Below are 14,903 nucleotides of genomic sequence, written 5' to 3'. Positions count from 1 at the left end.
CCGGATCTGGAAGGCGGGTAACCGCTGGAGGTGACCGGTACTAATAGGCCGAGGGCTTGTCCTCAGTTGCTCGCGTCCACTGTGTTAGTTCTGAGACAACGAACAGTTGTCGGCTTTGAGCTTGAACATCTAACTGAAGAGTGTGCTTGTTCGCTCGAAACCAATAGGGTTTCGGTGGTCATAGCGTGAGGGAAACGCCCGGTTACATTCCGAACCCGGAAGCTAAGCCTTACAGCGCCGATGGTACTGCAGGGGGGACCCTGTGGGAGAGTAGGACACCGCCGAACAAAATTTGAAAGGGTTGGACCCAGAACTTCGGTTCTGGGTCCAACCCTTTTTTGTTCTGTGTTACTTGAAGTTCAGGTTGTGCAACGAGCATCCGCAACATGGGTACTGCTGCAATGCTCCGGGCTGCCGGCGTCGGAGTCGGTGACGAGGTCGTCGTCCCGGCGTTCGGGAACGTGGAGGTCGCCGAGGCCGTGGCGATGGCCGGTGCGCTGCCGGTGTTCGCCGATATAGATCCGGTGACGTACTGCCTGGACACGTCCGCCGTCGAAGCGGCCGTAACTCCGCGGACGGCGGCCCTGGTTGTCGTACACCGCTTCGGTCGGCCGGCGGACATCGCGCGGCTGCATGAGCTCGGGCAGCGGCATGGGCTGCTTGTGCTGGAGCAGGGGGAGTCCGAGGTGCCGTACGACGAGGTTGCTCAGCGCAGGGAGCGTGCCTCCTATCTCGATGCGAAGTTGCGGGGTGTGCTGACGCCGGATGGGGGTCACGGGCACACCTATCAGCAGTACGTCGTGCGGGTGCCGGGGAACGGGCGGCCCGACCGGGACGCCTTCGCTCGGGCCTTGCGGGCCAGGGGAGTTGAGTGCTGGGTGCCGGTGAAGACGCCTGTGCATCGGCTGCCGGAGTTCCGTCGGTGTGTGTCTCTTCCGGAGACCGAGCGGGCCGCGGACGAGACGTTGGCGCTGCCTGTGGACGCGTCGTTGACGAAGCGGGACATGCAGCGAATAGTGTCCGCGTGCAATGCCCTTGGGGGACTGCTTCAGCCCGCCTTCTGACAGGAAGAGCGGGGTTGGGAGCACAGGTTCGTTCGGGGTATGATCTATTCCGTCGCCGCGAGGGTCACCTCGAGAACGCGACAGGCCCCTATAGCTCAGTCGGTAGAGCGTCTCCATGGTAAGGAGAAGGTCAACGGTTCGATTCCGTTTGGGGGCTCCAGTGAAAAGGCCTCCCGCCCAACGGCGGGGGGCCTTTGTGCTGTTGTTCTAGTCCTTGTGGAGTCCCGGGACTCGCATCGCCAGGATCGCCATGTCATCGGACGGGGCGTCGGATGCGAAGCGCTCCACCGCGCGCATGATGCGCGCCGCGACGGCGCCGGCTGTGAGGCCCGTGCAGGTCGTAAGGACGTCGGTGAGGCCGTCGTCGCCCAGCATGCGGCTGCCCTCGCGGCGTTCGGTGACACCGTCCGTGACGCACAGGAGGACGTCGCCGGGGTCCAGGGTGACCGTCTGCTCGTACAGCTCGAGGTCCTCCATGACACCGAGGAGCGGCTGGGGTTCGGCGGCCGGTTCGACCGTGCCGTCCTGGCGGAGGCGGAGGGGGAGCGGGTGGCCGGCGCAGACCACCTTCAGCTCCGCGCTGCCGTCGTCCTGGGGGCGCATCTCGCCGTACAGGAGCGTCAGAAAGCGGCTGCGGGCGCCCTCGTCGAGGATGGCGGAGTTCAGGCGCTCCAGGACCGCCGGGCCGCTCAGGCCCTCGCGGGCGAGCAGGCGCAGGGCGTGCCGGGCCAGGCCCGTGACCGCCGCCGCGTTCGGGCCCGTACCGCAGACGTCGCCGATGGCGAAGCCGTAGGCGCCGTCGCTGATGGGGAAGACGTCGTAGAAGTCGCCGCCGACCTCGTTGCCCTCGCCGGCCGCGCGGTAGATGACCTCGACCTCGACGCCCTCGATGTCGGGGAGTTCGGGCGGCAGGAGGCTGCGCTGGAGGGACTGGCTGATGGCTGTGCGCTCGGAGTAGAGGCGGGCGTTGTCCAGGGCCAGGGCGGCTCGGCGGGACAGGTCCTCGGCCAGCTCCAGGATTTCCTGGCGGAAGTGTTCGTCCGTCGGCTTGCCGAGGGTGAGCATGCCGATCACGCGGTTGCGGGCCACCAGGGGCAGGACCACGGTCTCGCCGCCGACCGCCGAGGCCGTGGCCAGCGTCGGGCCGATGCCCGAGCTGACGCGCGGAATGGGCTCGCCGAGGCCCAGGCTGCGCATGGACGTGCGCAGCGCCGCCTGGTGGGCCGACTCCGCGGGGGCCGACCAGACGCGGGCACCGGGTGTGGGCACGGGATCCGGCGGGGCGATCTTCGAGAGCAACGACTTGATGCCGTCGATGAGTTCTTCGTCCTCGTGCAGGACGTACGACAGGTACGGCTCGGAGGCCTGGTCGGCGATCGTGTAGACCGCACACCAGGTCGCCAGGGTCGGGACCGTCATCTGGGCCATGAGGGCGAGTGTCTGGTCGCGGTCGAGCGTGCCGGCGAGCAGGTCGGAGGCCTCGACCAGGAAGCTCAGCGAGCCTCGGCGCAGGCGCTCCAGTTCACCCAGACGGGCCGACTCGACGGCCAACGCGATGCGGTCCGCGGCGAATTGGAGGCGCAGCGCCTCCTCGTTCGAGTATCTGCCGGGGCCCTCCGCGGCGACGCCCAGGGAGCCGGTGAGGCGGCCCTCGACCTTCAGCGGGACGGTGACGACCGAGCGCATGCCGGTGCCGTTCAGCAGGGGTACGGCGCCGGGGACCATGGTGAGGTCCTCGTGGACGGCCGGCATGCGGGCCGAGCCGTAGCGGCCGGGGCCCGCCTCGACGGGGACGCGGGCGAAGCGCTGGCGGGCGGAGGGCAGGCCGGTGGAGGCGCGGACCTCCAACTCCGTTTCGTCGTCGGTGGCGAGGAGCAGGAAAGCGCTGTCGCCGTCGAGCATGTCGCGGGCGCGCTCCACGGTGCGCTGGAGGAGGCCGTCGAGGTCGTCCGGGGGAGGGGAGCCGATGAACACCTCGAAGGGGTCGGTGTTCTGGCCGTCCGGGCCCGTGGCGGAGTCGGAGGAGGAGTGGCGCAACGGCGTCTGCAGGACGGCGCGTTCGTGGTCCCGTACGAGAAGGCAGACCGTGGATGGCTCACCGCCGGTGTCGCGGACCCGGAGGTGGGAGGCGTACACCGGGGTCACCCGGCCGTTGGCCCCGCGGATGCCGTAACTGCCCTCCCAGCGCGAGAGTTGGAGTGCCTCCGCGACGCCGGTGCTGGTGCCCGGGGTGTGCGGCCAGGCCGCGAGGTCCGTGAGGGGCTTGCCGTTGACCTGTTCGGAGGCGTAGCCGAAGAGTTCCTCGGCGTCCTCGTTCCAGGCGGAGATGCAGCCCGTACGGTCGATCTGGACGACGGCGACGCGGACGCGGCCGTCGGCGAGGGGCAGGAGGTCTGCGGGGAGCGAGGGGCCCGCCGTGCGGGTGCCCACCGCGCGGTCGGGGAGGTCGAGTTGGAACCAGACCTGCTTGTGCGTGGGCGTGTACTCGACGCCCCAGCGGCCGGCCAGCGCCGCGCACAGCTGGAGGCCGCGGCCGCCCTCGCGGTCCGGGCTGCCCATGTTGACGGCGGAGCCCTGGAGCGGGATCTCGCGCTCCGGGTAGCGGTCGGCGACTTCGATCCGGACGCCGTCGTCACTGCGCAGGCACAGGACGTCCGCGGAGGTGCCCGCGTGGACCACGGCGTTGGTCACCAGCTCGCTGGTGAGGACCACGGCGTCGTCGACGATGTCGGCGAAGCCCCAGCCCTGGAGCGTGTCGCGGACGAAGGCGCGGGCGGTCGCGACCGATCGCCCGACGGGCTCGAAGCTGGCGGCCGCGCGCGCGGTGATCACAGAACTCCTCGACCGGTTGTCGACGTGCAGGGCTCCCTGGCCGACCGGCTCCCGTCGCGTTTGCGACGGCAGGCCGTCGGTCGGCCGGGGGTCCGGGGGATGTCCCCCCGGGATCAGTCCGGTGGTCATGGTGCGGCCGCCCCTCCGATGCCCGCTCGTTCTCGTGCCACCGCCCAGGCCGGACGGACCGGCGCGGCTGGACAGCCGCATGCAAGGTTACTTACCTTCCCCGTCCATGCGGATGCCGGTCTGCAGTGTTTCCGTCCGGAGGGTGTGCGGACGGTGTGGGAAGCTGCCGAACTGTTATGGCCGGGTTCAGCGAGGGTGAAACACTGGGCAAGCTTCTTGTGAAGGTCCGGACAGGCAGAGTGAGATCCGCTTCCGGCGGGCAGCAGCCCCGGGTGTGGCCTGGTATATCCGGCAGGAATACGCAGTAGTAACTGGTACGCCGAGCAGTAGTACCGGATCGCAGCAGCAACGGTCGACCCCTGCGGGAGGGACAAGTGGAGTCTGGCGCAGCGACGCGGGGCACTAAAACGCGCGCGAAAGGCGGACAGTCCCTGAGTAACCAGCGCAAACCGCGGGGTGGTACCACCGCGGTCGACACGGCGTCCCTGGACAGACTGCTGGCGGCCCTCGTGTCGATGCGGGACGGGAACTTCCGCAAGCGGCTCACGGTGTCCGGCGACGGCGTGATGTCCGAGATTGCCGCGGTCTTCAATGAGGTGGCCGACCGCAATCTGCACCTGACGGGTGAGCTGTCGCGAGTGCGGCGCATGGTGGGTCGTGAGGGCAAGCTCACAGAACGGCTGGAATCAGGCGCCTGTGAGGGCTCCTGGGCGGCCGCCATCGACCACTCGAACGCCCTGGTCGACGATCTCGTACGACCGGTCTCCGAGGTCGGCCGGGTGCTCTCGGCGGTGGCCGAGGGTGATCTGTCGCCGCGTATGGAGCTGCGGACGCAGGCGCCGGACGGCACCACGGGGCAGCCGCTGCGTGGGGAGTTCCTGAAGGTCGGGCGGACGGTCAACAATCTGGTCGACCAGCTGTCGATCTTCACTGACGAGGTCACGCGTGTGGCCAGTGAGGTCGGGACCGAGGGCAAGCTGGGCGGGCAGGCCCAGGTGCGCGGTATGTCGGGTTCGTGGAAGGACCTCACGGATTCCGTCAACACCATGGCGTACCGGCTGACGGCCCAGGTGCGGGACATCGCGCTGGTGACGACCGCGGTAGCGAAGGGTGATCTGTCCCGGAAGGTCACGGTTCATGTGGCCGGCGAGATGCTGGAGCTGAAGAACACCGTCAACACGATGGTGGACCAGCTGTCGTCCTTCTCCTCCGAGGTGACGCGAGTCGCACGCGAGGTGGGCACCGAGGGCGAGCTGGGCGGGCAGGCGCAGGTGCCGGGTGTGGCCGGTGTGTGGAAGGACCTCACCGATTCGGTGAACCTCATGGCCGGCAACCTGACGGCCCAGGTGCGCGGTATCGCGCAGGTGACGACGGCGGTCGCCAACGGTGATCTGTCGCGGAAGGTGACGGTGTCGGCGCGCGGTGAGGTCGCGCAGCTCGCGGACACGATCAACCAGATGACCGAGACGCTGCGGATCTTCGCCGACGAGGTCACGCGTGTGGCCAATGAGGTCGGTGCCGAGGGGCAGCTGGGCGGTCAGGCGAATGTGCCGGGCGCGGCGGGGACGTGGAAGGACCTGACGGACTCCGTCAACACGGTCTTCCGGAACCTGACCACCCAGGTGCGGGACATCGCCGCCGTGACGACGGCCGTGGCCAGCGGTGACCTGTCGCAGAAGGTCACCGTCGACGTGGCCGGCGAGATGCTGGAGCTGAAGAACACCGTCAACGGGATGGTGGACCAGCTGTCGTCCTTCGGTTCCGAGGTCACGCGCGTGGCGCGGGAGGTCGGTGTCGAGGGTGAGCTGGGCGGGCAGGCGCAGGTGCCGGGGGCGGCGGGGACGTGGAAGGACCTGACGGACTCCGTCAACACCGCGTTCCGGAATCTCACCGGACAGGTGAGGAACATCGCGCAGGTCACGACCGCGGTGGCCAACGGTGATCTGTCGCAGAAGGTCACCGTGGACGTCTCCGGCGAGATGCTCCAGCTGAAGAACACCGTGAACACGATGGTGGACCAGCTGTCGGCCTTCGCGGATCAGGTCACCCGGATGGCCCGGGACGTGGGTACCGAGGGCCGGCTTGGCGGGCAGGCCGTCGTACCGGGCGTGTCCGGTACGTGGAAGGAGCTCACCGACTCCGTCAACTTCATGGGCGGCAACCTCACCTCGCAGGTGCGGCAGATCGCCCAGGTGACGACGGCGGTGGCCCGGGGTGATCTGTCCCAGAAGATCGACGTCGACGCGCGCGGCGAGATCCTGGAGCTGAAGAACACCATCAACACGATGGTCGACCAGCTCTCCGCCTTCGCCGACCAGGTGACCCGGGTCGCCCGCGAGGTGGGCACGGAGGGCCGCCTCGGCGGGCAGGCGCAGGTGCCCGGCGTCGCCGGCGTGTGGCGCGACCTGACCGACTCCGTGAACGGAATGGCAGGGAACCTCACCGCCCAGGTGCGCAACATCGCGCAGGTCGCGACCGCGGTGGCCCGGGGTGATCTGTCCCAGAAGATCACCGTGGACGCGCGCGGCGAGATCCTGGAGCTGAAGAACACCCTGAACACGATGGTGGACCAGCTGTCGTCGTTCGCGGAGGAGGTCACCCGAGTCGCCCGTGAGGTGGGCACGGAGGGCGAGCTGGGCGGGCAGGCCGAGGTGCAGGGTGTCTCCGGCACCTGGAAGGACCTCACCCAGTCCGTGAACTTCATGGCGAACAACCTGACCATCCAGGTGCGTCAGATCGCCGAGGTCACGACAGCGGTCGCCAAGGGTGACCTGTCGAAGAAGATCACCGTCGACGCGAAGGGCGAGATCCTCGAACTCGTCACCACCGTCAACACGATGGTCGACCAGCTGTCGTCCTTCGCCGAGCAGGTGACCCGCGTGGCCCGCGAGGTGGGCACCGAGGGCATCCTGGGCGGCCAGGCGCACGTACCGGGCGTCACGGGCATCTGGAAGGACCTCAGCGGCAACGTCAACCTGATGGCCAAGAACCTGACCATGCAGGTGCGGAACATCTCCCAGGTCGCGGCGGCCGTCGCCAACGGCGATCTGACCCGGACGGTGACGATCGAGGCGCGCGGCGAGGTCGCGCAGCTCGCGGACACCTTCAACACCATGGTGAAGACGCTGAGTTCGTTCGCCGACCAGGTCACCAAGGTGGCCCGCGAGGTGGGCACGGACGGCATCCTCGGCGGGCAGGCGCACGTACCGGGCGTGGCCGGCACCTGGAAGGACCTCACCGAGTCCGTGAACCAGATGGCGTCCAACCTGACCGGTCAGGTGCGCAACATCGCCATGGTCACGACCGCCATCGCCAAGGGTGATCTGACCAAGAAGATCGACATCGACGCGCGCGGTGAGATCCTCGAGCTCAAGACGACCATCAACACGATGGTCGACCAGTTGTCGTCCTTCGCCGAAGAGGTCACCCGAGTCGCCCGCGAGGTGGGCACCGAAGGCCAGCTCGGCGGTCAGGCACGCGTGCGTGACGTCGACGGAACCTGGCGCGACCTCACCGAGTCCGTGAACGAAATGGCAGGAAACCTTACGCGGCAGGTACGTGCCATCGCGCGCGTGGCGACTGCGGTGACCCGCGGTGACCTGAACCTGAAGATCGACGTCGACGCCTCCGGCGAGATCCAGGAACTCCAGGACTACATCAACAAGATGATCGCCAACCTGCGCGACACAACGATCGCCAACAAGGAGCAGGACTGGCTCAAGGGCAACCTGGCCCGTATCTCCGCGCTCATGCAGGGCCGCCGCGACCTCGACGACGTGGCCTCGCTGATCATGAGCGAGCTGACGCCGGTGGTCTCCGCACAGCACGGCGCGTTCTTCCTCGCCATGCCCCTGCTCGACGGCAAGGACATCAGCAGCGGCCAGGAGGACGCGTACGAGCTGCGCATGCTCGGCTCGTACGGGTACTCGATGGGCTCCATGCCGACGTCGTTCCGGCCCGGTGAGGCGCTGATCGGGACGGCCGCCCAGGAGAAGCGCACGATCCTCGTGGAGAACGCGCCGAGCGGCTATCTGAAGATCTCCTCGGGGCTCGGCGAGGCACCGCCAGCACAAGTGATCGTGCTTCCGGTGCTGTTCGAGGGCAAGGTGCTCGGTGTCATCGAGCTGGCTTCCTTCACGCCCTTCACGCAGATCCAGAAGGACTTCCTCAACCAGATCGCCGAGATGATCGCGACCAGTGTCAACACCATCTCCGTCAACACCAAGACCGAGGTGCTGCTGCGGCAGTCGCAGGAGCTGACCGAGCAACTCCGCGAGCGGTCGGCGGAGTTGGAGAACCGGCAGAAGGCCCTCCAGGAGTCCAACGCCGAACTGGAGGAGAAGGCCGAGCTGCTGGCCCAGCAGAACCGCGACATCGAGGTCAAGAACACCGAGATCGAGGAGGCGCGGCAGGTCCTGGAGGAGCGTGCCGAGCAACTCGCCGTCTCCATGCGCTACAAGAGCGAATTCCTGGCGAACATGTCGCACGAGCTGCGTACGCCGCTCAACTCACTGCTGATTCTGGCCAAGTTGCTCGCCGACAACGCGGACTCCAACCTCACCCCCAAGCAGGTGGAGTTCGCCGAGACGATCCATGGCGCCGGCTCCGATCTGCTTCAGCTGATCAACGACATCCTCGATCTGTCGAAGGTCGAGGCGGGCAAGATGGACGTCTCACCGACGCGTATCGCGCTCGTCCAGCTCGTCGACTACGTGGAGGCGACCTTCCGCCCGCTGACCGCGGAGAAGGGCCTCGACCTGTCCGTACGGGTGTCTCCGGAACTGCCCGCCACGCTGCACACCGACGAGCAGCGGCTGCTCCAGGTGCTGCGCAACCTGCTGTCCAACGCGGTGAAGTTCACCGACTCCGGATCGGTCGAGCTGGTGATCCGGCCGGCCGGCGCGGACGTCCCGCTGGCGATTCGCGAGCAGCTCCTGGAGACAGGCTCGCTGCGGGACGCGGACGCGGATCTGATCGCGTTCTCGGTGACCGACACCGGCATCGGCATCGCGGCCAGCAAGATGCGGGTGATCTTCGAGGCGTTCAAGCAGGCGGACGGCACGACCAGCCGGAAGTACGGCGGTACAGGTCTGGGGCTGTCGATCTCGCGGGAGATCGCCCAGCTGCTCGGCGGCGAGATCCACGCGCAGAGCGAGCCGGGCCGCGGCTCGACGTTCACGCTCTATCTGCCGCTGCACCCGAGCGAACTGCCGCCGCAGGGCTACCAGCAGGGGCTGCCCGTGCTGGAGGCCGGCGACTTGGTGGCGTCCGCACGCCGGGCCGCGGCCGACCTGTCGGAGCTGTCCGAGGTGGAGGTCGAGACGCCGGCCGAGGTGAGGTCGTACCGCGAGACTCAGAACGGCGCCGCCGCGCTCTTCCGGCGCCGGCGCAGGACCACGCCCATCGCGCCGGCCGAGCAGCCGGGACAGGAGCGCTGGACCGCCGACGACCAGGACACGGCGCCACGGTCGCACCGGGGCATCCGGTTCGGCGGGCAGAAGGTGCTGATCGTCGACGACGACATCCGCAACGTCTTCGCGCTCACCAGCGTCCTGGAGCAGCACGGCCTGTCGGTGCTGTACGCCGAGAACGGCCGTGAGGGCATCGAGGTCCTGGAGCAGCACGACGATGTGGCGGTCGTCCTGATGGACATCATGATGCCCGAGATGGACGGGTATGCGACGACGACGGCGATCCGCAGGATGCCGCAGTTCGCCGGGCTGCCGATCATCGCGCTCACCGCGAAGGCGATGAAGGGCGACCGGGAGAAGGCGATCGAGTCGGGTGCCTCCGACTATGTGACGAAGCCGGTCGACCCCGATCATCTGCTGGCGGTCATGCAGCAGTGGATGAGGGAGGAGTGACGAGAACCGTCGGGCCGCGAGGCGAAGCGGCGGGGAAGTAGTGGGAACCTTCGGTGTTCACCCGGAGTTGCTGACGCAGTGTGGCCGAGGCCGTGTAGAAGTACGGGATACGGGGAACCTTCTGGTCTCCTGCTGCGTTTCTGCTACGTGCACAGTGACATCGCGGTGACAGGGTGTGGCGACAGGCGGGGTGCGGCTACCATGACCGGCACAAGGACGGGCGGCGCAAGGGAGCCGTCCCCTGGGGCGGCGCGCACCGGCGTCACCCCAAGTCCTGAGGACAGGGGAGGCCCCAAGCCGGGGCGAGGAGGGCGGGCCATGGTGCAGAAGGCCAAGATCCTCCTGGTCGATGACCGGCCGGAGAATCTGCTGGCGCTGGAGGCCATCCTCTCCGCGCTCGATCAGACGCTGGTGCGGGCATCGTCCGGGGAGGAAGCGCTCAAAGCACTGCTGACGGACGACTTCGCGGTCATCCTGCTGGATGTGCAGATGCCGGGCATGGACGGTTTCGAAACCGCCGCACACATCAAGCGGCGAGAGCGGACCCGGGACATCCCGATCATCTTCCTCACCGCCATCAACCACGGCCCGCATCACACCTTCCGCGGCTATGCGGCGGGCGCGGTCGACTACATCTCCAAGCCCTTCGACCCGTGGGTGCTGCGCGCGAAGGTCTCCGTTTTCGTCGAGCTCTACATGAAGAACTGCCAGCTCCGGGAGCAGGCGGCCCTGCTGCGGCTCCAGTTGGAGGGCGGCGGAGGCAAGACCGCGGTCGGCGAGGCGAAGGAGCCGGCCGGGCTGCTCGCCGAGCTGTCGGCGCGGCTCGCGGCCGTCGAGGAGCAGGCCGAGGCGCTGTCCAAGCAGCTCGACGACGAGTCCGCGGACGCGGCGGCCGTGGCGACGGCCGCGCACCTGGAGCGCAAACTCACCGGCCTGCGCCGGGCGCTGGACGCTCTGGAGCCGGGCACGGGCAGTGGAGCACCGTCGGTGCCCTCGCAGAACTGACGCCCGCCGCGGACGCAGTTGTACCTGCGTGCACGTGGTGTTTGAGCGCGCGTCAGTTTCCTGCCCCGGCAAGGGCGACACGAACGGGTGAAGCAGTGGGCACACGTGTCCGCTGCCGTCTCCACCGGTAACCTCACACCTATGGCCTCACGTCCCTCCGCAGCCAAGAAGCAGCCCTCGAAGAAGGCTGCCGCTTCGGCGAAGGCTCCGGCGAAGAAGGCCGCCGCCAAAAAGGCCCCGGCCAAGAGGGCGCCCGCCAAGAAGGCCGCGGCCAAGAAGCCCGCGCCCAAGCCGGCGCCGAACCCCACCGGGGGCATCTTCTGGCTCGTGCGCGCGATCTGGCTCGGCGCCGCGCACGCCGTCGGCGCGGTCTTCCGGGGCATAGGGCAGGGCGCGAAGAACCTCGACCCGGCGCACCGCAAGGACGGCATCGCCCTGCTGCTGCTCGGACTCGCGCTGATCGTGGCCGCGGGGACCTGGTCCAATCTGCGCGGTCCCGTCGGCGACCTGGTCGAAATTCTGGTCACCGGCGCCTTCGGCCGCCTCGATCTGCTGGTGCCGCTGCTGCTCGCCCTCATCGCCGTGCGCTTCATCCGGCATCCCGAGCAGCCCGAGGCCAACGGCCGCATCGTGATCGGCCTGTCCGCGCTCCTCATCGGCGTGCTCGGCCAGGTCCACATCGCCTGCGGCGCGCCCGCGCGCAGCGACGGCATGCAGGCCATAAGGGCAGCGGGCGGTCTCATCGGCTGGGGCGCGGCGACCCCGCTGACGTACGCCATGGGTGAACTGCTCGCCGTACCGCTGCTCGTGCTGCTCACAGTCTTCGGGCTGCTGGTCGTCACGGCGACCCCGGTCAACGCCATCCCGCAGCGACTGCGGCTGCTCGGCAGGAAGCTCGGGCTCCTCCACGACCCGGCCGACGACGAGGACGAGTTCTCCGACGACGACGAGCGCTACGACGACCAGTGGCGCGATGCGCTGCCCGCGCGCCCGCGCAGGCGCGGACCCAAGCCCGAGGCGTACGACCCCGACAGCGCGGAGCAGGAGGCCCTCTCACGGCGTCGCGGTCGCCCGAGGCGTTCCGCGGTGCCCAAGCCCGCGATGGACCGGCAGATGGACGCCGTGGACGTCGCGGCGGCCGCCGCTGCCGCGCTGGACGGCGCCGTGATGCACGGCATGCCGCCCTCGCCGATCGTCGCCGACCTCACCCAGGGCGTGAGCGTGGGCGACCGCGAGGCCACTCCGACCCCCACCCCCACCCCGACGCCTGTCCCGGCCGCACGGCCGAAGCAGGAGAAGCTCAAGGCGGACGTACCGGATCTCACGAAGTCCGCCCCCGACGAGATCCGCGATCTGCCGCCGCGCGCCGAGCAGCTCCAGCTCTCCGGAGACATCACCTACTCCCTGCCGTCGCTCGACCTCCTCACGCGCGGGGGCCCCGGCAAGGCGCGCAGCGCCGCGAACGACGCCGTCGTCGCCTCGCTCACCACCGTCTTCTCCGAGTTCAAGGTCGACGCGGCCGTCACCGGCTTCACGCGCGGGCCGACGGTCACCCGGTACGAGGTCGAGCTCGGCCCCGCAGTCAAGGTCGAGCGGATCACCGCGCTCACCAAGAACATCGCGTACGCCGTCGCCAGCCCGGACGTGCGCATCATCAGCCCGATCCCCGGAAAGTCCGCGGTCGGCATCGAGATCCCGAACACCGACCGCGAGATGGTCAACCTCGGGGACGTACTGCGGCTCGCGGCGGCGGCCGAGGACGACCATCCGATGCTCGTCGCGCTCGGCAAGGACGTCGAGGGCGGCTATGTCATGGCGAACATGGCGAAGATGCCGCACGTCCTGGTCGCCGGAGCCACCGGTTCGGGTAAGTCCTCGTGCATCAACTGCCTGATCACGTCGATCATGATGCGGGCGACCCCCGAGGACGTGCGCATGGTCCTCGTCGACCCCAAGCGCGTCGAGCTGACCGCCTACGAGGGCATTCCCCACCTGATCACGCCGATCATCACCAACCCGAAGCGGGCCGCCGAGGCGCTCCAGTGGGTCGTACGGGAAATGGACCTTCGGTACGACGACCTGGCGGCTTTCGGATACCGGCACATCGACGACTTCAACCAGGCCATCCGCGACGGCAAGCTCAAGACGCCGGAAGGCAGCGAGCGGGAGCTCAAGACCTATCCGTATCTGCTGGTGATCGTCGATGAGCTCGCCGACCTGATGATGGTCGCGCCGCGGGACGTCGAGGACTCGATCGTGCGGATCACGCAGCTCGCGCGCGCGGCCGGTATCCACCTGGTGCTGGCCACGCAGCGGCCGTCGGTGGATGTCGTGACCGGTCTGATCAAGGCCAACGTGCCCTCCCGGCTCGCCTTCGCGACATCGTCGCTGGCGGACTCGCGGGTCATCCTCGACCAGCCCGGTGCCGAGAAGCTGATCGGCAAGGGCGACGGCCTGTTCCTGCCGATGGGGGCGAACAAGCCGACCCGTATGCAGGGCGCCTTCGTGACCGAGGAAGAGGTCGAGGTCGTCGTCCAGCACTGCAAGGACCAGATGGCGCCCGTCTTCCGGGACGACGTCACCGTGGGTACCAAGCAGAAGAAGGAGATCGACGAGGACATCGGCGACGACCTCGACCTGCTGTGCCAGGCGGCCGAACTGGTCGTCTCCACGCAGTTCGGGTCCACCTCGATGCTCCAGCGCAAACTGCGCGTCGGCTTCGCCAAGGCGGGCCGGCTGATGGACCTGATGGAGTCCCGGGGCATCGTCGGACCGAGCGAGGGGTCCAAGGCACGTGATGTTCTTGTGAAACCTGACGAGCTGGATGGCGTGCTGGCCGTGATCCGTGGGGAGTCTGACGGGTAGGAACCACGTCGCAATGGTCACCTTGCGTGCGGATGCGCGGCGGGCCGATGTGCAACCGTGACCTGCCCGTAAGGGATCATTGAGCAACCGTTTCCCTTGGACGTACGTCAAGTTGAGGGAAGCGAAAAGCTTGTGCCCCACCATCGGGATGCCCGGCCATTCCGATGGCGTACAAAGTCCCACCGCCCGGTTGCCCCACCCTTTCGCACCCCCCTAGACTGAACCTCCAGCACAGGTGGCTATACGCTCGAAAGGCGCCCCCGTGTCCATCGGCAACTCCCCTGAAGACGAGCGTCCGTTCGAAGACGACCGTGAGGAAGCCCGCCTGTCGATCGGCCGTGTCCTTCAGCAGGCACGCATCGCGGCCGGGCTGACCGTCGACGACCTCACCAACGCCACCCGGGTCCGCCTGCCCATCGTGCACGCCATCGAGGCGGACGACTTCGGCCCCTGCGGCGGAGACGTCTACGCCCGCGGTCACATCCGGACCCTGGCCAAGGCCGTCGGCATCGACCCGGCCCCGCTGCTCGCCCAGTACGACGCCGACCACGGCGGGCGTCCGGCGCCGACCCCGGCGGCCCCGCTCTTCGAGGCGGAACGCATCCGCCCCGAGCGGCGCGGGCCCAACTGGACCGCGGCCATGGTCGCCGCGATCGTCGCCGTGGTCGGCTTCGTCGGGTTCACCGCGTTCAAGGGCGGTGACGGCGGCGACAAGACCCAGGTCGCCGAGGGCTCCACGCCCTCGACCAGCAAGACCGCCTCGCCCACGCCGACCAAGCCCGACGAACCCAAGCCCGACCCGACGGACAGCGCCATCGCGGCCGCGCCCCAGGACAAGGTGACCGTCCAGGTCAGCGCCGCCGACGGCCGCAGCTGGATCTCGGCCAAGGACCACAACGGCCGGCTCCTCTTCGACGGCCTCCTCAAGCAGGGCGAGTCCAAGACCTTCCAGGACAGCGAGAAGATCAACCTCGTCCTCGGTGACGCCGGCGCGATCCAGCTCTACGTCAACGGCAAGAAGATCGACGAGGACTGGCAGCAGGGAGCGGTCGAGCGGCTGACGTACACGAAGGGCGATCCGCAGGTCGGATAAGCGGTCGCATCGGGTGAAGCACTCACGGGGTTGGCCAAGATCGGCCAACCC

The 14,903-nt window shown here is 68.5% G+C and carries 6 protein-coding genes, 1 tRNA gene and 1 rRNA gene; 7 read left to right on the top strand and 1 reads right to left on the bottom strand.

Translation table 11 applies throughout. The features are described 5' to 3' along the window. Nucleotides 1-170: 170 nt before the first annotated feature. The 3 genes from rrf to AB0I98_RS19800 all read left to right on the top strand — a co-directional run bounded on the left by rrf (nucleotide 171) and on the right by AB0I98_RS19800 (nucleotide 1,224). Nucleotides 171-287, top strand: a 5S ribosomal RNA gene (gene rrf, locus AB0I98_RS19810). 114 nt (nucleotides 288-401) lie between these two features. Next, complete coding sequence (locus AB0I98_RS19805; RefSeq protein WP_362943287.1) at nucleotides 402-1,064, top strand: DegT/DnrJ/EryC1/StrS family aminotransferase; 663 nt, start codon at nucleotides 402-404, stop codon at nucleotides 1,062-1,064. A gap of 84 nt (nucleotides 1,065-1,148) precedes the next feature. After that, nucleotides 1,149-1,224, top strand: a tRNA-Thr gene (locus tag AB0I98_RS19800). 47 nt (nucleotides 1,225-1,271) lie between these two features. Here the strand turns inward: AB0I98_RS19800 and AB0I98_RS19795 are convergent. Then, the gene (locus tag AB0I98_RS19795) at nucleotides 1,272-4,025 is read right to left on the bottom strand and encodes a SpoIIE family protein phosphatase (protein WP_362943265.1); all 2,754 of its coding nucleotides are present in this window, start codon (nucleotides 4,023-4,025) and stop codon (nucleotides 1,272-1,274) included. Between the two features lie 374 nt (nucleotides 4,026-4,399). Between AB0I98_RS19795 and AB0I98_RS19790 the strand changes: the two genes are divergently transcribed. The 4 genes from AB0I98_RS19790 (at nucleotide 4,400) to AB0I98_RS19775 (ending at nucleotide 14,852) form a co-directional block, all read left to right on the top strand. Next, nucleotides 4,400-9,889, top strand: a complete 5,490-nt coding sequence (locus AB0I98_RS19790; RefSeq protein WP_362943262.1) for a HAMP domain-containing protein — start codon at nucleotides 4,400-4,402, stop codon at nucleotides 9,887-9,889. 318 nt (nucleotides 9,890-10,207) lie between these two features. Continuing rightward, a complete protein-coding gene (locus AB0I98_RS19785) occupies nucleotides 10,208-10,894 on the top strand; it encodes a response regulator (RefSeq protein WP_155058323.1) in 687 nt (228 codons plus the stop codon). Between the two features lie 141 nt (nucleotides 10,895-11,035). Beyond that, a complete protein-coding gene (locus AB0I98_RS19780; RefSeq protein ID WP_362943259.1) occupies nucleotides 11,036-13,759 on the top strand; it encodes a DNA translocase FtsK in 2,724 nt (907 codons plus the stop codon). A gap of 262 nt (nucleotides 13,760-14,021) precedes the next feature. Then, on the top strand, nucleotides 14,022-14,852 hold the full coding sequence (locus AB0I98_RS19775; protein WP_362943257.1) for a RodZ domain-containing protein: 831 nt from the start codon (nucleotides 14,022-14,024) through the stop codon (nucleotides 14,850-14,852). Nucleotides 14,853-14,903: the final 51 nt, after the last annotated feature.

It is taken from the genome of Streptomyces sp. NPDC050211, assembly GCF_040656035.1.
Classification (GTDB): domain Bacteria; phylum Actinomycetota; class Actinomycetes; order Streptomycetales; family Streptomycetaceae; genus Streptomyces.
This window is presented reverse-complemented; position numbering and strand designations above follow the sequence as displayed.